This window comes from uncultured Draconibacterium sp., assembly GCF_913063105.1.
Lineage (GTDB): Bacteria > Bacteroidota > Bacteroidia > Bacteroidales > Prolixibacteraceae > Draconibacterium.
Genome location: NZ_CAJXYQ010000007.1, coordinates 283511 through 304543, shown reverse-complemented (window position 1 = coordinate 304543; position 21033 = coordinate 283511). Strand labels below are relative to the sequence as shown.

The 21033-nt window shown below is 41.5% G+C and carries 13 protein-coding genes; 6 read left to right on the top strand and 7 right to left on the bottom strand.

Annotation, left to right across the window (positions count from 1 at the left end; all coding sequences use genetic code 11):
* Positions 1-2548, bottom strand: a 2548-nt coding sequence (locus QZ574_RS09850; RefSeq protein WP_297089311.1) for a SusC/RagA family TonB-linked outer membrane protein, incomplete at its 3' end; no start/stop codon positions are given.
* A gap of 350 nt (positions 2549-2898) precedes the next feature.
* On the opposite strand from QZ574_RS09850, the gene QZ574_RS09845 reads away from it, so the two are divergent.
* The 6 genes from QZ574_RS09845 (at position 2899) to QZ574_RS09820 (ending at position 12703) form a co-directional block, all read left to right on the top strand.
* Positions 2899-3915 carry a LacI family DNA-binding transcriptional regulator gene (locus QZ574_RS09845; protein WP_297089310.1) on the top strand — a complete coding sequence of 339 codons (1017 nt, stop codon included), beginning with the start codon at positions 2899-2901 and terminating at the stop codon, positions 3913-3915.
* Positions 3916-4198: 283 nt separating this feature from the next.
* On the top strand, positions 4199-5542 hold the full coding sequence (locus tag QZ574_RS09840) for an MFS transporter (RefSeq protein ID WP_297089309.1): 1344 nt from the start codon (positions 4199-4201) through the stop codon (positions 5540-5542).
* A 22-nt stretch (positions 5543-5564) separates the two neighbouring features.
* The gene (locus tag QZ574_RS09835; RefSeq protein WP_297089308.1) at positions 5565-7901 is read left to right on the top strand and encodes a family 65 glycosyl hydrolase domain-containing protein; all 2337 of its coding nucleotides are present in this window, start codon (positions 5565-5567) and stop codon (positions 7899-7901) included.
* Positions 7898-9736 (top strand): glycoside hydrolase family 13 protein, encoded by a 1839-nt coding sequence (locus QZ574_RS09830; RefSeq protein ID WP_297089307.1) that lies wholly within the window; start codon positions 7898-7900, stop codon positions 9734-9736. The genes QZ574_RS09835 and QZ574_RS09830 overlap by 4 nt, the downstream gene beginning before the upstream one ends.
* Positions 9737-9869: 133 nt before the next feature.
* On the top strand, positions 9870-11729 hold the full coding sequence (locus tag QZ574_RS09825; protein WP_297089306.1) for an alpha-amylase family glycosyl hydrolase: 1860 nt from the start codon (positions 9870-9872) through the stop codon (positions 11727-11729).
* A gap of 236 nt (positions 11730-11965) precedes the next feature.
* On the top strand, positions 11966-12703 hold the full coding sequence (locus tag QZ574_RS09820) for an alpha/beta hydrolase-fold protein (RefSeq protein WP_297089305.1): 738 nt from the start codon (positions 11966-11968) through the stop codon (positions 12701-12703).
* A 173-nt stretch (positions 12704-12876) separates the two neighbouring features.
* On the opposite strand, the gene QZ574_RS09815 is transcribed toward QZ574_RS09820, so the two are convergent.
* The 6 genes from QZ574_RS09815 to mfd all read right to left on the bottom strand — a co-directional run bounded on the left by QZ574_RS09815 (position 12877) and on the right by mfd (position 20960).
* Positions 12877-13446 carry a YdeI/OmpD-associated family protein gene (locus QZ574_RS09815; protein WP_297089304.1) on the bottom strand — a complete coding sequence of 190 codons (570 nt, stop codon included), beginning with the start codon at positions 13444-13446 and terminating at the stop codon, positions 12877-12879.
* 122 nt (positions 13447-13568) lie between these two features.
* Positions 13569-15245 carry a M56 family metallopeptidase gene (locus QZ574_RS09810; protein ID WP_297089303.1) on the bottom strand — a complete coding sequence of 559 codons (1677 nt, stop codon included), beginning with the start codon at positions 15243-15245 and terminating at the stop codon, positions 13569-13571.
* A gap of 2 nt (positions 15246-15247) precedes the next feature.
* Positions 15248-15625, bottom strand: coding sequence for a BlaI/MecI/CopY family transcriptional regulator (locus tag QZ574_RS09805; RefSeq protein ID WP_297089302.1), 378 nt, complete (start codon positions 15623-15625; stop codon positions 15248-15250).
* 199 nt (positions 15626-15824) lie between these two features.
* Positions 15825-16538, bottom strand: a complete 714-nt coding sequence (locus tag QZ574_RS09800) for a hypothetical protein (protein ID WP_297089301.1) — start codon at positions 16536-16538, stop codon at positions 15825-15827.
* 200 nt (positions 16539-16738) lie between these two features.
* Positions 16739-17455 carry a hypothetical protein gene (locus QZ574_RS09795; protein ID WP_297089300.1) on the bottom strand — a complete coding sequence of 239 codons (717 nt, stop codon included), beginning with the start codon at positions 17453-17455 and terminating at the stop codon, positions 16739-16741.
* A 163-nt stretch (positions 17456-17618) separates the two neighbouring features.
* Entirely contained in the window at positions 17619-20960 is a 3342-nt protein-coding gene (mfd, locus tag QZ574_RS09790) for a transcription-repair coupling factor (RefSeq protein WP_297089299.1), read from the bottom strand.
* Positions 20961-21033 lie beyond the last annotated feature (73 nt).

Sequence of the window (21033 nt, the reverse complement as noted above, 5' to 3'; positions counted from 1 at the left end):
AACTTGCTGAAAGCCCCATTAGTACATCGGCTACCGGATTGTGGTAGATGTATTTATCGTCGTTATCGCCGTTTACGGTACCTCCCTCGCCCGATAAATCAACATACATGCCTTCAACAGGTGTTCCGTTCGGATAGTAAACCTGCTGGTTTAAGTAGAATGAGTAACCCGGATAACCAATTGTTGTTACCTGGATTGTTCCTGTCATACCACCGCCATAAAGTACTTTATAGTTCGGATCGTCGTTAAAATTAAGTTTGGTAATTTCATTGTCGTTGTACGAAACGTTAAAACCAACATTAAGCGACATATCTTTCTGTGAAATCGCTCTCCAGTCCAGCGAAAGTTCAACACCTTTGTTTTCGAGGCTACCTACGTTGGTAAGCAGGGTGTTCGAGAAGTTGCTTCCGGTAGGAATGGTTACCGTGTTTAACAGGTCTTTTGTTTCGCGGTAGTATACATCCAATGAACCTGAAAGTTGATTGTCAAAAAATCCAAAATCCAGACCTGCGTTGTAAGTGGTTGTTTCTTCCCATTTAATATCGGGATCGTAGGCACTTGGGCGAAGTGTTGGAATAAACACACCGCCAATTTGGTAATACGAACCTTCTGATGCCTGCACATAAGTAGCTTGTGCCGGGTAATCGTTTCCAATATCCTGTTGGCCGGTAATACCCCAACCCAATCGAAGTTTCAGGTCTGAAACTGTTTTTGAATCTTTCAGGAAGCTTTCGTCGCTGATTTTCCAGGCTAAAGCTGCCGATGGGAAAAGTCCCCATTTATTATCGTCGATAAAACGCGACGAGCCATCGTTACGTAAAGTAAAGGTTAGCAGGTATTTTTCGGCCAGTGTATAGTTTAATCGACCAAAGAATGAAACCAGGTAGTTTTCGGTAAATGAAGCTGTTGTAACATCATTTTGGTTATCGTCTCCGGCACTGGTAGTGAAGCTGTTTTCTTCGCGTTCAAAATGTTGCCACGAGTAACCTGCAGTTGCATCAATTCTACTGTTAATGCTTTCCAAATCTCTATTGTAGTTTAAGTAAAACTCCAACAGGTTGTTTTTATGTGTTGCATCGTAATCGTTTAACCTACCGTTGCGGTTGTCGGTTAAGGTTTGTGGCGAAGTAGTGGGACGATTGTTGTATCCTTCTCCTTTCGAGTAGTCTGAAGCCAGATTTAAGTTGGCTTTTAAACCCGGTACAAAAGGAATTTTATAATCGAACTGCGCATTGGCTACAATTCGGTTTACATCTGACTTATTGTCAACAGCCATTAATTGTTCAACCGGGTTAGCAGTACCCAGACTGGCACCATAATTTACCCACTGAAAATAACCTCCAGAACCTGTTTGCGACGCATCGTTAACCGGTTTGGTTGGATCCATGCTAATGGCACTGCCAATGGCTCCGGTGTCGCCAAAGTTGTTCGAAGTCGTCATTCCTTTTAGGTTCAGGTTAACCCTTAGGTCGCCATCCAATAGAATTGGGTCAACACTTAACGATCCGGTAAGCCTTTTCATTGAAGTGTTTTTAAGAATACCGTTTTGGTTGTTCAGTCCAACTGATGCCCGATAAGGAACATCTTTTATCGAACCCGAAATGCTTAAATTGCTTTCTTGCGAAACTGATGTGCGGAAAATTTCATCTTGCCAGTTGGTATTTTCACTCCACAACATATCGTAACTTTCGGGTGCGTATAATTCGGGTTTGCTGTGTGCAATTTGTCTCACCTCGTCGCCCGAATAAACATCAACAAATTTTATAGGTGTTGAAACAGATGTTTTAACATCAGCATTTATTTGTGTTGGTCTTCCGGCTTTTCCTTTTTTGGTGGTAATAATAATTACACCGTTTGATGCACGCGAACCGTAAATGGCAGTTGCCGAAGCATCTTTTAGAACACTCATCGACTCAATGTCGTTCGGGTTTACAAAAGCAAGGAAGTTGCTTCCGCCTGATACATCGTTGTTTGAGATTGGAATACCGTCGATAATAATCAGCGGATCGTTTGAAGCGTTTAGCGATGAGCCCCCACGAATACGGATTTGAGAACCAGAACCCGGGGCACCACCTGAAGAAGTAATTACAACTCCGGAAGCTTTACCAACCAGCAAATCTTGTGGTGAAGTAATATTTCCTTTGTTAAAATCTTCAGCTCTAACTGCAGTAACCGATCCGGTGGCATCTTCTTTTTTAACCTGGCCGTAACCAATTACAACCACCTCGTCGAGGTTTTCCATAGATTGCTCCAGTTGAATGTTTAACTGGTTTGATGCACTTACGGTTACTTCCTGTGGATTATAGCCAATGTATGAAAAAAGAAGTATTACTCCTTCTTCAACATTAATGCTGTAATTTCCATCAAAATCGGTAATTGTTCCTTGCGTAGTTCCTTTAACTACAATGGTAACACCAGGTAAGGGCTCGCCATTTCCGGCATCGCTAACATTACCTGTAACTGTTTTTACTTGCGCGTAACTAATGCTAAAGCTTAGCAGGGCAACCAAAAACAAGACTACTTTAAGGTTTTTACGAATAATCCTCATTTTACATGTTATTAGTTTATGAATCTTTCTATTTGTTAAATTCTCTTAACTCATTTAGTTGGCAATAAATCAATTCGTTACAGAGACTTTGTGTTTAACAAATGCTAAATTCCTGAAGCGAATGTATAATAATTGTTAAGAATAAATTACGTTTTTTAACATCCTCCTTTATGCAAACGTTTGCGGTGTCGTTTGCATCCAATATGTTATAAAACAGGTAGTTACTGGTCGGACAATTTCTACAAAAGAATATGGGCGCCAATTGAGGCTAAATGCTTACATTTGTACATAACCTACATCAATAAAAGAATAGAACCATTAAACAATCACTGGGGAATTCTCTATATAATATGAAAAGCGGACTTGTTACAATAAAAGACTTAGCTCGTGAACTGAATATTTCAGCCTCAACCGTATCGCGGGCACTTAAAAATCATCCCGATATTAGTGCAGAAACAAAGCGGGCGGTAAACGAGCTGGCCGAAAAAATGAATTACCAGCCCAACGCAGTAGCGCTTAGCCTCAAGCAAAGAAGAAGCAATACCATCGGTGTAATTATACCCGAGATTGTTCATTATTTCTTTTCGTCGGTAATTAGCGGTATCGAGGATGTGGCCTACGATGCCGGGTTTAATGTAATTATATGCCAGAGTAACGAGCGTTTTGAGCGCGAAGTTGCCAATGCTAAAACTTTGCTGGCCAGTAGGGTTGATGGTGTTTTGGTGTCTATATCAAAAGAAACAACCAGTTACAAGCACCTGCATAATTTTGCCAATAATAATGTACCCATGGTGTTTTACGACCGGATTGTACCCGACCTTATCGCCGACCAGGTTATTATCGATGATTTTGATGCCTCGTACAGGGCAACCAAACATCTTATCGACAGCGGACGCGAACGTATTGTTCATCTCGGAGGACCCATGTCGTTATTAATTGGTAAACAACGCAAAGAAGGGTATTTAAAAGCTTTGGCAGAAGCTGGTATTGCCGTTGATGAAGATTTGATTCTCGAGTCGGATTCGTTTGAAAAGGCACGCATGGCCATTATGAAACTTATAAACCAGAAAAAGAAGTTTGATGGCGTTTTTGCTACCAACGATCTGACTGCCATTGGCGCCATGCAAACCATTCAGAAAAAAGGTTATAAAATACCCGATGAGATTGCTGTGGTAGGCTTTTCCGATGGGCGCTTCTCGGGTATTACCGACCCGACGCTAACTTCTGTCGACCAACATGGTTACGAAATGGGAACAATAGCTACCCAAATGTTACTAAAACGAATAACCGCCGAAGTTGATGATTACCCTTTTGAAACCAAGGTGTTAAATGCCAACCTAATTGTGCGGGGATCATCGCTTATTTAGCCAACTGATTATTTCTGAGTCCGAATTTGCAGAATATTACAAGACAAAGTAAAATATGTTATACAATATGTTTTAGGTTTCCGCAAACGTTTGAAATGATTGTTTTCTTCTGAAATGGCCGTGTTTACGAGTGTTCAGCCACTGGCCGATTTGGATTTCTCTTGCATTCTGTATTATATTTGTGCAGGCAAATCAATTCGTACATACTTTGTGTTTAACAGCAAAAATTCTTTTGCTGTGTTTTCATTTATATACAGCTTAGCTAGAAATTTAAAAAAATGTTATGCGCAAAAAACCTACGCTTAGTTTTTGGCAGATTTGGAATATGAGTTTTGGCTTTCTTGGCATTCAAATGGGCTTTGCCCTGCAAAATGCCAACGCCAGTCGCATACTTCAGATTTTTGGTGCCGATGTTCATGAACTCGGATGGTTCTGGATAGTTGCACCCTTAACCGGTTTAATTGTTCAGCCAATAATTGGCCATTACAGCGATCGTACCTGGACGCGTCTCGGGCGACGCAGGCCTTTCTTTTTAACCGGGGCCTTACTGGCATCATGTGGTTTAATACTTATGCCAAACGCCGATATGTTTACCGCATTCATGCCTGCACTTTGGGTTGGAGCCGGTATGCTGATGATAATGGATGCATCGTTTAATGTGGCTATGGAGCCCTTCAGGGCTTTGGTGGCCGATATGCTCCCTTCTGATCAGCGAACACTCGGATTTAGCATTCAAACCGTATTAATAAGTATTGGTGCAGTGGTAGGATCGTGGTTGCCTTATGCTTTAACCAATTGGTTTGGCTTAAGTAATCAGGCTGCAGCTGGTGAGGTTCCTCTAAACCTGCTTCTTTCCTTTGTAATTGGAGCCGGTGTGTTAGTAACAAGTATTTTGGTTACGGTAATCGGAACCAAGGAATATTCACCTGAAGAACTTCAAGAGTTCTCCGGAGAAAAAGAGGTAGCAGAGGAAGAAAGCTCAAGTCTCCTGGAAATATTTTCAGACTTTGCCAAAATGCCAAAAACAATGCGCCAGTTAAGTGGTGTACAGTTTTTCTCTTGGTTTGGCTTATTTGGCATGTGGGTATTTACAACTCCGGCAGTTGCGCATCATGTTTATGGTTTGGCTATAGACGATACACACAGTGCTGCATTTCAGGATGCCGGCGACTGGGTAGGTATTTTGTTTGGTGTTTATAACGCGGTTGCAGGCGTATTTGCTTTCTTTTTACCGGCAATTGCGCATAAAGTTGGGCGGAAACGTTCTCATGCAATAGCACTAATTATTGGTGGGTTAGGTTTTATTTCAATGTACTTTATGCCTAACGAAAACTGGTTAATTCTTTCGATGATGGCCATTGGTATAGCATGGGCAAGTATTTTGGCTATGCCCTATGCCATTTTAGCCGGATCGATTCCACCGCGCAAAATGGGTGTTTACATGGGAATATTTAACTTCTTTATTGTATTGCCGCAAATTGTAAATGCCATTATTGGTGGACCAATTGTAAAACACTTTTATGGCGGAAATCCGATTTTTGCCATTGTAACAAGTGGTGTTTCTTTCCTTATTGCAGCAGCCCTGGTTACCCGGGTAACTGATGTTGACGATAAAACCACAAATTAAAAACGAATTAAGATTAGATAAGATGAAGAATTATATTATTCATCACGATTGGAAAATAGTTGAACAAGGATTTGTTCCAGAAAATAACCGAATTTCCGAAAGCCTGTTTAGCATTGGTAACGGGAAAATGGGGCAGCGAGCTAATTTCGAAGAAAAGTATTCGGGCGATACCTTAAACGGTACCTACGTTGCCGGAATTTACTACCCCGACAAAACGCGGGTAGGCTGGTGGAAGAATGGTTATCCGGAGTATTTTGCCAAGATTATTAACTCTACCAATTGGATTGGAATTGGAGTAAGCATTAACGGCGAAGAACTGGATCTGGCAAAAGCAAAAGTCCACTCGTTTAAGCGCGAGCTGGATATGCAACACGGCCTGTTAACACGTAGTTTTGTTGCTGAATTGCAAAACGGCAACCAGGTTGAAGTATGTTCGCACCGCTTTGTAAGTATTGTTGCTACCGAAATTGGGGCTATCAGGTACACCATAAAAGCACTTAATTTTGAAGGTGAGATAAAGGTAACACCATACCTGGATGGCGATGTTGAAAACGAGGATTCAAATTACGATGAGAAATTTTGGATTGAAGTGGCACGCGCTGTTGGTGGCCCGGAAGCATACCTTACCGTTGAAACCTTAAAAACCGGCTTCCAGGTAAGTACCGGAATGTGGTTCCAGCTCCTAAAAAACGGAAAAAAAGTAGACACAGAAATTACGAATGGGGAAAGGGAGAAGTTTGTGGAGGCAACGCAAGTTGTTTCAGTAGAGAAGGGTAATGAAATAGTTGTTGAGAAAATCTCTTCAACTGTTTCTTCCCTTTACTACAACAAAGAAGACCTTCCTGAAAAAGCCAAAGAAGCAATTGATATTGCTGTTGAGGCCGGATTCGATTTACTGTTTGAAACACATAAAAAACGTTGGTTACAGAAATGGGCAACCAGCGATATTAAAATTGAAGGCGATGTGGCGGCTCAGCAAGGCATTCGCTTTAATATTTTTCAGTTAAACCAAACCTACTCGGGCGAAGACGAACGCCTGAATATTGGACCAAAAGGTTTTACCGGCGAAAAATATGGTGGTGTAACCTATTGGGACACCGAAGCTTACTGCTTGCCATTTTATTTGAGCACGGCACCACAAAAAGTTTCACGAAACCTTTTGGTATACCGGCACAAGCACTTGCAGAAAGCCATTGAAAATGCTGAAAAGCTTGGTTTTAAAAATGGAGCAGCCCTGTACCCGATGGTCACCATTAATGGTGAAGAATGCCACAACGAATGGGAAATTACATTTGAAGAAATTCACCGTAACGGGGCCATAGCTTATGCCATTTACGACTATATTAATTACACCGGCGACAAGGAATACCTGGCACCGCTCGGCTTTGAAGTATTGCTCGGAATTAGCCGTTTTTGGAGTCAACGGGTAAACTGGTCAACCGCAAAGCAAAAATATGTTATGCTGGGCGTTACCGGCCCCAACGAGTACGAAAATAATGTAAACAATAATTTCCATACCAGTTACATGGCTGTGTGGACTTTAAAATACACCCTTGAAGTTATTGATTACCTGAAAACCGAATTTCCGTATTTATACGAAGAGATGGTAAAAAAATGGAAGTTTAATGAATTGCAGGAAACAGCGCATTGGACTGATATTATTGATAAAATGTATTTCCCCAGAGATGAGGAAAGGGGTATTTTCCTGCAGCAAGACGGTTTTCTTGACAAAGACTTAAAACCGTTAGCCGAACTTGCAGCTGAAGACCTGCCCATTAACCAAAACTGGTCGTGGGATCGTATTTTGCGTTCGCCCTACATTAAGCAAGCCGATACTTTACAAAGCCTGTACCTGTTTCAGGAGGATTTTACAACCGAAGAACTGAAAAAGCATTTCGATTTTTACGAGCCTTTAACGGTTCACGAGTCATCGCTCTCTCCCTGTGTACACTCTATTTTGGCCGCAAAAATTGGCTACCAGGATAAAGCTTACGAAATGTACCTGCGCACCTCGCGGCTCGATTTGGATGATTATAACAATGATACCGAAGATGGACTGCACATAACAAGCATGGGCGGAACCTGGATGTCGTTTGTAATGGCATTTGGAGGCATGCGCGTGGTAAATGGAAAGCTTACTTTTAATCCGTTTTTACCCGAGTCGTGGAGATCATACGGTTTTCGTATTGATTTTGGCGGTGCTCACCTCGAGGTGAAAAAAGAACGGGGATTGTTTAGCGTAATTAACCATTCAGGCGTTGGAATAAAGACAACGGTATGGGATAAAGAATATGAGATTGCCGGCAATTCTTCGGTTGAAATCAAAAATTTGAAAACAATCAAAACTCAACTCAAATGAAAAATCTAATAAGCCTATTAATTATACTTCTTTCGCTGAATGTTACCGCACAGGAGGTTAGTCGTGTTGAACCACCAAACTGGTGGGCCGGAATGAAATCGCCAGACCTGCAATTGATGGTTTATGGTGAAGACATCTCTAAAACCGATGTGGTGATTAACTATGAGGGTGTTGAAATTGTTTCGATAACAAAAGTTGAAAACCCGAATTACCTTTTTGTTGATTTGAAACTTTGCAAGGAGGTTAAACCCGGAAGTTTCGATATTCAGTTTAAAAACGGAAATAATGTAGTTGATACCTACAACTACGAATTGTGGGAGCGTGAAGCTGGTTCTGCCAGTAGGGTAGGTTTTAATTCTTCCGATGTAATTTACCTGATTACACCCGACCGCTTTGTGAATGGCGATACCAGCAACGACGAAGTAGAGGGCATGAAAGAAGGCCTCGACAGAGATTACAATTACGGACGGCACGGTGGCGATTTGCGCGGTATAATAAATTCGCTGGATTATTTGCAGGAAATGGGATTTACAGCTGTCTGGCTTAACCCTGTGTTAGAAAACGATATGCCCGAATCGTCGTACCATGGCTACGCCTGTACCGATTTTTACCAGGTTGACCGCCGTTACGGAACTAACGATGAATACCGCGAACTGAACGAAGAATTAGATAAGCGGGGAATGAAACTAATCATGGACCTGATTTTTAATCACTGTGGTTCAGAGCATTGGTGGATGAACGACATGCCGTCAAAAGACTGGATAAACAACTATCCCGATATAAAAATTACCAATCATCGCCGAACGGTAAACCAGGACCCGCACGCTTCAGCTGCTGATGTAAAAGGTATGGTTGACGGGTGGTTTGTGACGGCTATGCCCGATATGAATCAGCGTAATCCGTTTTTATCAAAATACCTTATTCAGAACAGCGTTTGGTGGGTAGAGTATGTTGGATTAGAGGGAATTAGACAAGATACGTGGCCTTATCCCGATAAAAATATGATGGCCGACTGGACAAAAGAATTGCTGGAAGAATACCCAAATTTTAATATTGTTGGCGAAGAATGGAGTCTTAATCCCGCCATTGTTTCGTATTGGCAATTAGGGAAATACAATGCCGACGGATATAAAAATTATGCCCCAAGTATGATGGACTTTCCGCTACAAAGTGCTGTTGCTGAAGGCTTAAAAAACGAAGAAAGCTGGGGCGGCGGATTAATTCAAATCTACGAAGCACTAGCCAACGATTTTCAGTATCCGGCACCGGAGGATTTAACCATTTTCCCGGATAACCACGATATGTCGCGGTTTTATGTGCAGGTTGGCGAAGACGTTGATTTGCATAAAATGGGAGTAGCTTTCTTTTTAACAACACGTGGTATCCCGCAAATTTATTACGGAACAGAAAACCTGATGCGCCACGATGGAAGCGAGCATGGCGATATCCGCGCGGACTTTCCCGGTGGATGGGAAGGCGACAACGTTAATGCCTTTACCGGAGAAGGCCTGAGCAATGCGGCAAAAGATATGAAAAAGTATGTTTCAACTATCCAGAATTGGCGGAAAACAGCTACTGCAATTCACAAAGGAAAACTGATGCACTTTGTTCCTGAAGATGCCACTTACACCTATTTCCGTTACACCAACAATGAGGCGGTTATGGTTATTCTGAATAAAAACGAAGAAGCCAAAACCATTAGAACCGACCGCTTCAGCGAAGTAATTGATGGCTACACCTCCGGGAAAGAAATTATTTCGGGTAAAGCACTTTCTGATATTTCGGAAGTTGTGGTTCCTGCAAAATCAGCAGTTATTGTAGAGTTAAGCGAATAAGAAATAGCCCTGAGTGGGCAGATTATAGCCCGGGGCAGCGCTCCGGGCTTTCAATTAATAAAAGGCGCATCCACTAAAGTTTTATGAAAAAATGCCGTTTCATGCGCCGCATTATCAAAAAATCATAAAACCGATGAAAAATATTATTTCTTTCTTTTTAATAAGCCTAATGCTATTCGCCTGTCAGCCCTCCAAAAAAAAGGTGCAAAAACAACCCGAATCAACAGAAGGAAAATTTGTAGTTTATCAGGTATTTACCCGCTTGTTTGGAAATACAAACACCACCAATAAACCCTGGGGCACCATTGAAGAAAATGGTGTTGGGAAATTTAACGATTTTACCAACTTAGCGCTGGATTCGCTAAAAGCAATGGGAATAACCCATATCTGGTACACCGGTGTTCCGCATCACTGTGTAATTACCGATTATAGTAATTACGGCATTTCGAATGACGACCCTGATGTGGTTAAAGGCCGCGCCGGATCGCCCTATGCGGTAAAAGATTATTACAATGTAAATCCTGATTTGGCAGAAGACCCGGAAAAACGTTTGGAAGAATTTGAAGCATTGATTGCCCGTACCCACCAACACGGAATGAAAGTGATTATTGATATTGTACCAAATCATGTATCGCGCAATTATCACTCAATTTCAAAACCCGAAGGCGTGCACGATTTTGGTAAACGTGACGATACTTCGGCAGAATACAAACGAAATAATAATTTTTATTACATACCCGGCGAAGCTTTTAAAGTGCCTGAAAGTTTAAATGCTTATCAGCCGCTTGGAGGCGAGAAGCATCCGTTGGCCGATGGTGAATTTGATGAAAATCCCGCGAAATGGACGGGTAACGGCTCGCGTTTGGCACAGCCCCATTTTTACGACTGGTACGAAACCGTTAAAGTAAATTACGGGGTGCGGCCCGACGGCACTTTCGATTTTGATCCCCTTCCCGAGGGTTTTGAGAAAAAAGATTATTCCGAACATTTTGAGTTTTGGTTTGATAAGGATGTGCCGGACTCCTGGAAGAAATTTCTGGATATTGCCATGTATTGGCTCAATAAAGGTGTTGATGGCTTTCGCTTCGACATGGCAGAAATGGTGCCGGTAGAGTTTTGGAGTTACATGAACTCGGCTTTAAAAATGAAAAATCCCGAGGTTTTCTTGTTAGCCGAAGTATACAATCCTAGCCTTTACCGCGATTATATTCATAAAGGAAAAATGGATTATTTGTACGATAAAGTGGAACTGTACGACACGCTGAAGCACATTATGCAAGGCCATGGAAGCACCGATAATTTACCTGCTATATACAATGGGTTGGAAGATATTGAGCACCACATGTTGCATTTTTTGGAAAATCATGACGAACAACGTATTGCCAGCAAGGGATTTGCCGGCAGCGCCCAAAAAGGAAAGCCGGCCATGGTGGTCTCAACCTGTTTAAGCACCTCGCCAACGATGCTGTATTTTGGGCAGCATGTTGGTGAACCCGGAGATGGGGATATGGGCTTTGGCGACGAAACACGTACTTCGATTTTTGATTATTGCGGCGTACCTGCCCACCAGCGTTGGATGAACAATGGCAAATTTGATGGAGGCCAATCTACACAGGAGGAAAAAGCGTTGCATGCCTTTTACAAAGCCCTGTTGAGTTTCTCTGCACATTCTTCGGCATTAATGGGTGCTTACAAAGAAATACATACCTACAACCGCCAAAATACCGAAAACTACACCAACAAAGTTTTCTCGTTTGCGCGCTGGAATGGCAACGATCGCTTAATTATTGTCTGTAATTTCGAAGAAAAAGAACAGAAGTTTCAGCTAAAATTAGATGCCGAAACGATTCAGGCGATGGGCTTAAAAGATGGTTCTTACAAGCTTTCTGATCAACTTTCGGATAAAATAAATAAATTGGAAATAAAAGATGGCACCGGTTTTATTAACATCGGACTTGCCGGATTTGAATCGTTTATTTTGAAAATGGAATAGTGCGAAACAACCAGACTTAAGCTTTTGTCGCTAGTAGAACTAAACAAGAAAATGAAAAATATTATTTACCTAATCATTGCGATAGTTGCAATTGTTTCATGTACAGAGAAGGCACAAATGGAGTCGGCAGTGAGCGTTAGCAGTGGAAGGGTTGAACGAATTGAGAACTTCGGTTCGGACTTTGTAAAGCCCCGAAATGTTGATGTTTGGTTACCCCAGGGATACTCTGAAAAAAAATGTATTCGGTTTTATATATGCACGATGGGCAAATGCTGTTCGATTCTACAACAACCTGGAATAAACAAGACTGGGGTGTTGATGATGCAATGACTGCCTTGTTAAAAAGCGGGAAAATTCGCGAAACAATAGTGGTTGGTATTTGGAATAACGAGAGACGTCACTCCGAGTATTTTCCGCAAAAGCCCTTTGAAATGCTTGATGAAGCCTACCGCGATTCTTTACTTACGCACAAAGAGCTTTTTGCGGTTGAGGTACAATCAGACAACTATCTGAAGTTTTTGGTTAAAGAGCTTAAGCCATTTGTTGACGCAAAGTATTCAACCAGGGCAAACCGCGAGGAGACTTTTGTGGCCGGATCGAGCATGGGCGGGCTGATTTCGATGTATGCCATTTGCGAATACCCGGATGTTTTTGGAGGTGCAGCCTGCCTTTCTACGCACTGGATAGGGATTTTTAATGATGATAATAATCCGATTCCCGGAAAGTTTATGGAATACATGGCGGCGAACTTGCCGGAAGCTGAAGCTCATAAAATTTATTTCGATTTTGGAACAGAAACACTGGATGCCTATTACGAGCCATACCAAAAAATGGCCGATAGCCTTATGCTGCAAAATGGATATGATCATTCTAATTGGTTAACAATGAAATTCGAAGGCGAGAATCATTCTGAGGAGGCCTGGAAAAAACGCCTTAATATTCCTTTAGAGTTTCTGCTGAAAAAGGGAAAATAAAAAAAATCAATGGTTCGGTAAACCTTTTTAAGCAACCTGTGTTTTATTGTTACAAATCTTTCTTCATAAAGATTTACATACCATAAGATGGTTTGGTTTTTGGTTTAGTTTAGGTTTAGGTTGATTGAGAAAGGGCTGGTTATTGAACCGGCCTTTCGTTTTTTATAGCGGTCTTACTTTAATCCTAACGTCTTTTTATTAGCCAGCAATTCAATAGATTCCTGAATTCGTTTTTCTTTTGTCCCTTGGCGCTTCGCCACATTAATCCATCTGATAAATTGATTTTTTTGGGCTTTAGTTAGGCTCTGGAAAAAGCCTTTTACTATTGCATTTTCATCAAGTGCAGCTTTAAAGTCCGCCGAAATTTCGAGATTGGTTTTGGGTGGTTCAATTACTTCATCCCATTTTCCGTTTTGTTTGGCAATATCAACCAGACGCATACCGGCAGCTTGCATTTTACCAGCATCGATGAGTTCTGCTACCCGTTTTTTATTCAATTCCGACCAAACACTGTTTGATTTTCGTACACTGAATTTTCGGGTGTAACACTCCTCATCAATGCGGTTAACCAGGCTATCTATCCAACCGTAGCAGAGGGCAATTTTTACCGACTCGTCGTAGGTAATACAAGGTTTTTTCGTGTGCTTTTTATAATAGATAAGTTTTATCTCCGATTCTTTTTGGTGGTTTTGGACCAACCAGGTTTCCCAGTCTTTTGCGGTTTTGAAGTACAATGATTTCATGGCCTGCTACTTTTAAAAAGAATAAAATTAACCACAAAGGCGTTAAGGCACAAAGATTCAGGAACAAAAAACACCCGATGACAAAAGTCAACGGGTGAACCGTAATTTTTATAATTTTCTGTTTATTTAAATTCTACAGGTAAAACATATTTAACTGAAACGGCTTTTCCGCGCTGGTAACCGGGAGTCCAGTTCTGCATTTCATTGGCAAGCATATAAGCTCCTTTGGCTGCCATGTCGTTATCTTTTTCAACCACTTTAATATCGGTTACTTTGCCTGATGTTGATACGGTAAAGCTTACTTTGGCTTTGCCGCTAACTTTTTTCTGAACAGCAATTTTCTTTTGCATTTTCTCAATGTAGTTACTCAATGCCTCGAATCCTCCGGGGTATTTCGGCATGTCTTCTACAATAAAAAACACTTCTTTTTCGCCTGTTGCAGGCGGTGGTGGCGGTGGATTGTCCGCACCTTTGTCGCCTTTCTTAACGATTTTTTCAGTTTTGTTTTCACTTGCAGGCGGTGGCGGTGGTGGTGGCGGAACTAACTGTTCGCCAGTGTACGAACGGTTGTAAATCATTTGAACAGCCTCTTCCATTTGAAAGGTATGTTTGGCTTTGTTTATCGCCGACCCGGATGCCGAGATTGAATTAACAACGGTTTTTAGGCCAACAAACGAAACCACAACTTCGGTACTCAAACTACCATCAGCTTTTACCGTTGGGTTATCATCAACTAAGGTAAAAGTTCCATCGCGGTCTGACACGCAACCCACCGTTGAGCCTTTAATAACTATTGAAGCTCCGGGAATTACGTCACCCGTTTCTTTCGAAACAACTTTGCCAACAATAGTAAGCTCTTTCCCCGATTTCGTTTCGGTTACAACGGTTTTGTTTCCTATTAGTTCAGCATTCTTGTAGGTGTATTGCGGTTCGGCAAAAGCGAACAACAATAGCGCAAGAGCGGGCAATGCCCAGGTTAATTTTATCAGCCGGCGGGCTGATGTTTTCTTTTTCGTCATCATTTTTAATCGATTTGTGCTAAGGGCAAAATTCAGGTTATTGGTAATGCCAATAATTTGCATGCCCATTAGCTGGTTTACTAATAAAGCCTGGTAGCGGCCCACAGTGTGTCCCTGCGCAAGAACACTTTTGTCGGCCAGGTACTCATGGTTTTGTTTAATTGCTCGTTCAAACAACCAAATAAATGGGTTGAACCAAAAGATGACTGTTAACAGTTCTATCATTAGCAGGTCGAACCAGTGATTCTCACGAATGTGCACTTTTTCGTGAGCCAGAATTTCCGGCAGGTCGTCCTGTGTGTGAAACTTCGGATTTAGAAATACGATATTAAAAAATGAAAAGGGGAGTCCGTATTTTTCGTTTTCAACAATGCGAACACCGTTAAACGATTTTACACGGTATTTCATCATTAAATGAATAAGCACAAGAGTTTGGGTCAGTAAGCGAATAAAGAATATGGCAGCTCCGGTAAGGTAAACAAGTAGTAAGGCCTGCTGCCAACCAAAATTGCTGGTTGCTTCATCGGTAGCCGCAAAAACCGGTATATTTTTAAAGGTGTCGCTAATTGTGCGGGTGGCTGTTTTTTGATTTTGTGCTTCAATTAAAACATCGTATTGAACAGGAATTAATGGGAGCATAATGGCCAGAAAAAGTGATGCTACCAAAAACCAGCGGTTAGCGGCGTGGAAGGTTTCGTGCCGCAAAAACAGCCAGTATACCATAAAAAACAAGGCAATTCCGGCTGATGCATTCAGTAGATATTGTAATAAAGTTTCCATGGCTATTTTTTGTTCTCTTTGTTTAATTCATTCCCGGTAAGCTTAAGCATCTCTTCCAATTCTTCCATTCCCAGGTTATTTTCGCGGGCAAAAAATGTTGCCATTTTAGGAAACGAACCGTTAAAGTAGTTTTTAAGAAGCGAAGAGAACTGAACTTTGGTATATTCGGTTTTACTAACTGCGGGCGAAAAAAGATTCGTATTTCCAATTTTTCGTCGCGAAACAAAACCCTTCTTTTCCAATACATTTAAAACCGTTGCAACGGTGGTATAAGCTGGTTTGCTTTCTCCAAAACCTTCAACAACTTGTTTTACAACTCCTTCTTTCAAATCCCAAAGGATTTGCATCACTTGTTCTTCCGCTTTTGTTAGTGTTTTCATTTTATACAGTACTAAGATTTTTAGTAGTAAGTGTCGAGTACAAAAATCATACTAAAAATATTTCTACTACAAACATAGTACTAATTGTTTAGAAATAAAACTATTTTAATAGAAAAAATACTATAAACATAGTAGAATGTTTTGTGGTATAAAAAAACCGCCTGAAATTCAAGCGGTTGTACGTGTTTGCAATTTTAGTTTATTCTTGCCAAATGAAATCTGTTGATCCGATTGCAATGGATTGAATATGGAAAAAATAATCGGAGTCAGTAGCTTCCTCGTCAAATACCATGGCCTGCACCTCTATTGTGTAGGTTGAGCCGGCTTGTAATGTTTTTTGCCACGAGCCAGTGCTGCTGTCGAGGGTAATTTCGTATGCTGTGTCGGCAAAGTAATAACTAATAAAAACGGTTTCTCGGTCTTCATCAAATAGTCGTACAACATAGGTGTTGGCATCTTCGTAATTTTCCCAGGCTACACCAACCAGCTGGTTTGCGTAGTCTAAGCCAACCGAATCAATAGTTGGAATGCTAATGTCGGTAAATACGTGGTTTTCTGTTGCAGTGTATTCAAGGTCGTTTGATTTAACCACAAATTCATAAGTTCCGGCTCCGGCAGCAAAGGCCGAATAATCTTCCATTGAAGGTTCTTTCATGTAGGTAAGATTTTGCGAGCCCCCGGAGGAAAGTGCAACGTTTGTGCCGTTGGGAAGAATAACTACGGCCGAGTCCATGCCCTGGTTAGCATACGCGTAGTAGGTTTGGGCGTATTTGTCTTCTCCGTTAATTGTACGTTTGGTAGTTAAAACCTCACCGATTAATTCAAAATTCTCTGTTTCGTCTTCGTTGCATGCCGCAAAGCCGGTTACTATAAATAAAATAACCAGCAGTTTTCCAATTTTCTGAATGTTCATCACTTGTCTTTTTTTATTATACAGAATCAGTTTCTGATTCCCTACGTTAAATGTTTACTCATGATGGATGCAACTACCGGCCTTAAAGTTGCTTTTGGCAGTAATAAAAATAGGCGCCGACAGGATAACAGCAACCGGCCTTACTTTTGGACATAAAAAAACCGCCTGAAAATCAGGCGGTTCTCTTGTTGAATATTTTTTTACTGCCAGGTAACTTCTGTTTCGGTTATGGCAATTTCCTGAATATGAAAAGCTGCATCGCTGCTGGTTGCATCATCTTCAAACCTAAAAGTTAGCAACTCCAGCGTATAAACCTTGCCAGCTTCCGGAGTTTCGCTCCACGAACCGGATGCTGTACCAGGGCCAAAGTCAAGGCGGGTCATTTGTGTGGGTAAAGTTTGGCTAAGAAATGCAATTTGTTTGTTCGCATTAAAGAGCCGGATCATATAAGCTTCGGCCAATGGATTGCTTTCCCACTCTACACTTAAATCAGTACCTACAAAACCGGTGGAAGAAATGGTTGAAAATTCAATATCATCAAAATCCAGTAAATCAACTGCCTGGTGTGTAATGTCTTCGTTAATAACCAAAAACTGGTAGTTGTCTTCAACCGGCCATGCGGTGCTGTAGTCGCTTGTTGTTGGTTCTTTTGCATAGGTATACGAATTTTCAGAAGCCGGGCTTAAGGTAATTTCTGCTCCAAGGGGAGTGGTTACTTTTGCCATGCTCATAGGTTGGTTGCCCCATGCTGCGTACGAATTGGCGTACTTAACCTCGTCATCCATGGTACGTTTTATTACAAACACATCACCAATAATTTCAAATGGTTCTCCGCCATCGTCGTCGCTACAGGCAAACAGCGCTGTAGCAAGTGCAACTATTGTCAGAATTTTTCCAAGTTTTTTCATTTTATTCATATTCCTGATTTTAAATTTTTCTGAGTTATTATTACAGATGTTGCTTCAAATGATTTGGTTGCCTTTGCACGCCAATATCGGTATTTTTTTTTAAATCGCATTTACTATTGGTGCAGAATTGATTGGGTTTTAACGCTTAAAGGCGGATTGAAAGCACAGCGCCTTAACTTTTTACTTCGGCTTCAATCTCTTTCAAAATATAATCGGCAGTTTCCACATTTGGTACGTTCGAAAAACTCAGGGTTAGTTTTCCCTTGGTTTCTTTCATCCGGCCTTTTGTTTTTCCTTTTTGTACGTACTGTACAATTTTTATAAAATCGCCCGATTGGTAAAACGACGATTTTTGGTCGGCCACAAAGTAGCAAATCATTTTTTTGTTTTTCAGGATGATTTTTTCCATGCTTAAATTAATGGCTTTCCAGCGTAGGGGAAGGATATCGATTAACTCGCGGCTTTCGCGCGGCAGCTGGCCAAACCGGTCTTCAAGGCCTTTGGTAAAGCGGTCGAGTTCTTCCTGGCTTTCAATGTTATCCAGTTCGCGGTACAGCATCATTCGCTCTGAGTTGCCCGGAATATAGTCGGCTGGAAAAAGTAATTCCATGTCGGTATCGATGGTACAGTCGTTAACGTATTTTAGTTTCAGGAAGGCTTGCGACTGGCCTTGGTCTTCTGCAGCAAAAAGGTCTTTAAATTCATCTTGTTTCAATTCCTGAATGGCCTCGTTTAATATGCGGTGATAGGTTTCAAAACCAATGTCGGCAATAAAGCCACTTTGCTCGGCTCCCAGCATATTTCCGGCCCCACGAATATCAAGGTCTTGCATGGCAATGTTAAAACCGCTGCCCAATTCCGAAAACTGCTCAATAGCTTGCAACCGGCGCCGAGCTTCGGGACTCACTGTTGACAGTGGTGGGGCAATTAAATAGCAAAAAGCTTTTTTATTCGACCGGCCAACGCGTCCGCGCAACTGGTGTAAATCGCTTAACCCAAAGTTTTGCGCCTGGTTAATAATTATTGTATTGGCATTCGGAATGTCAAGTCCCGATTCAATAATTGTGGTGGCAACGAGCACATCAAATTTACCATTTATAAAATCGAGCATTACTTTTTCAAGCTTTGGTCCTTCCATTTGCCCGTGGCCAACAACCGTTTTCACACCCGGAACGATTCGTTTTATGGTTGCTTCAACTTCATAAATATTTTGAACGCGGTTATGAATGAAGAATACCTGCCCGTTTCGGTCCATTTCGTATAAAATGGCCTCTTTTATCATTTGTTCGTTAAAGCCATGCACTTCGGTAACAATGGGGTAACGGTTGGGGGGCGGCGTTTGAATAATCGATAAATCGCGGGCACCCATCAGCGAGAATTGTAAGGTACGCGGAATTGGAGTTGCCGTAAGTGTTAAGGTATCAACGTTTACCTTAAACTGTTTTAGTTTTTCTTTAACCGATACACCAAACTTTTGCTCCTCGTCGATAATTAATAAGCCAAGGTCTTTAAATTTTACGTCTTTACTAACCAAACGGTGTGTTCCAATTATAATATCGGTTTTTCCATCGGCAACATCGCGCAATGCCGCTTTTATTTGCGCAGTTGATTTTAAGCGGCTAACATATTCTATTTTAACCGGAAAATCGGCCAGACGTTCGGTAAATGTTTTAAAATGTTGAAAAGCAAGAATGGTGGTGGGAACCAATACTGCCACTTGTTTACTATCGGTAACAGCTTTAAAAGCCGCCCGTATGGCAATTTCTGTTTTCCCGAAGCCCACATCGCCACACACCAGTCGATCCATCGGAATTGTTTTTTCCATATCTGCTTTAACTGCCGCAGTCGATTTTTCCTGGTCAGGCGTGTCTTCGTAAATAAAAGAAGCTTCCAGTTCGGTTTGTAAATACGAGTCGTGCGAGAAAGCATATCCTTTTTCGGCCCGACGTTTGGCATACAAAGCAATTAACTCTTTGGCAATGTCTTTTACTTTTGATTTGGTGCGGTTTTTCATTTTTTGCCACGCACCGGTACCCAGTTTGTTAATTTTGGGCTCGCCACCGTCTTTGCCTTTGTATTTCGATATGCGGTGTAAGGAGTGAATACTTACCAGTAGCGAGTCGTTATCTTTATAAACCAAACGAATGGCTTCCTGCATTTTTCCGTTCACTTCAGTACGCGCCAACCCTGCAAATTTCCCAATTCCATGGTCGATGTGCACCACATAATCGCCCGGATGCAGCTTGTTCAGTTCCTTTAACGAAATGGCTTCGCGTTGTGCTTTTCGGTTTTTAAGTTTAAACCGGTGGTAGCGTTCAAAAATCTGGTGGTCGGTGTAAAAACACGCCTTTAGCTCGTGGTCGATAAATCCTTCGTGTAACACAAAGTTTACAGCATTAAAGCTTAGCTTAATATCGGTATCGGCAAAAATCGATTGCAGGCGTTCAATCTGCTTTTCCTGGTTAGAGAGAATAAAAATCTCGTAGCCATTATTCCGGTGTTCGGTGAGGTTCGAACCCAGCAGTTCGAAATTTTTATTGAATACCGGTTGTTTCGAAGTGGCAAAATCAATTTTATTTTCAGCAGGAAAGGCCAGGTCGTTGCCAAAATCAAATACAGTTTTTGCATTTAGTTGAGTTTCCAGTTCGTTGGCAGTAAGCAGCTGGTCGGCAATGGCCTCATCTTCGCGCGAAATAATAGTTTGCCGGTGAAGTTCTGCAAGCCGATCAGAAAAAAGATTCAGGCTGTTTCCAAACCACAGGCATTCCGTTCCTGCAAAATCAATAAACGATATTCGGTTCCCTTCAAGGCTATTGTTTTGAATATTTGGAACAATGGTAATTTGCTTAAACCGTTCTTTTGAAAGCTGGTTTTCGATGTCGAAACTACGGATAGAATCAATTTCTTCGCCAAAAAAATCAAGGCGATAGGGGTCTTCATGTGAAAAGGAAAAAATATCGACAATACTTCCACGAATTGAAAACTGGCCGGGTTCGTAAACAAAGTCAACCCGCTCAAAACCATATTCATATAAAAATTCGTTGATGAAATCGATGGAGATTTTATCGCCGTTTTTTATTTGTAGCGTGTTGCTTTCCAGGTTTTCGTTCGAAATCACTTTTTCGATAAGTGCTTCGGGGTAGGTAATAATAAGATAAGGCTGCTCCTTTCCTGCCAACAGGTTTAATACTTCGGTGCGTTGCACCACGTTCTCTTGCTCTGGATTATCGTACTGCACAGAGCGTTTGTACGACGACGGGAAAAAGAGCGTGTTTTCTGTCAGCCCAAGGTTATTCAGGTCGTCGAAAAAATAGGCCGCTTCCTCACGATCGTTGAGTAGTACAACAGAATTTTTTTGAACCTGTTGAAAGAGTTGGGAGAGTAGGATGGTTTTGGAAGAGCCAATAAGCCCATGCAGGTGAATTTTTTCACCCGGGGGGGCCATGGCTTTTTTTATTGCCTGCGAAAATAATTGATGCCCCTCAAAATATTTTAGAAACCTGGATGTTTCCAAAACTACAATTTTGGGCAAAGATAATTTTTATGCCCATGTGACGAACAAAAAAAGAGCAATCTTGCTCCTTTAA

Coding starts and splice junctions, on each gene's coding strand:
- QZ574_RS09835 (WP_297089308.1), top strand. CDS start 5,565: ATGAAGAATTATATTATTCATCACGATTGGAAAATAGTTGAACAAGGA.
- QZ574_RS09830 (WP_297089307.1), top strand. CDS start 7,898: ATGAAAAATCTAATAAGCCTATTAATTATACTTCTTTCGCTGAATGTT.
- QZ574_RS09845 (WP_297089310.1), top strand. CDS start 2,899: ATGAAAAGCGGACTTGTTACAATAAAAGACTTAGCTCGTGAACTGAAT.
- QZ574_RS09810 (WP_297089303.1), bottom strand. CDS start 15,245: ATGGAAACTTTATTACAATATCTACTGAATGCATCAGCCGGAATTGCC.
- QZ574_RS09815 (WP_297089304.1), bottom strand. CDS start 13,446: ATGAAATCATTGTACTTCAAAACCGCAAAAGACTGGGAAACCTGGTTG.
- QZ574_RS09805 (WP_297089302.1), bottom strand. CDS start 15,625: ATGAAAACACTAACAAAAGCGGAAGAACAAGTGATGCAAATCCTTTGG.
- QZ574_RS09795 (WP_297089300.1), bottom strand. CDS start 17,455: ATGAATAAAATGAAAAAACTTGGAAAAATTCTGACAATAGTTGCACTT.
- QZ574_RS09840 (WP_297089309.1), top strand. CDS start 4,199: ATGCGCAAAAAACCTACGCTTAGTTTTTGGCAGATTTGGAATATGAGT.
- QZ574_RS09820 (WP_297089305.1), top strand. CDS start 11,966: ATGTATTCGGTTTTATATATGCACGATGGGCAAATGCTGTTCGATTCT.
- QZ574_RS09800 (WP_297089301.1), bottom strand. CDS start 16,538: ATGAACATTCAGAAAATTGGAAAACTGCTGGTTATTTTATTTATAGTA.
- QZ574_RS09825 (WP_297089306.1), top strand. CDS start 9,870: ATGAAAAATATTATTTCTTTCTTTTTAATAAGCCTAATGCTATTCGCC.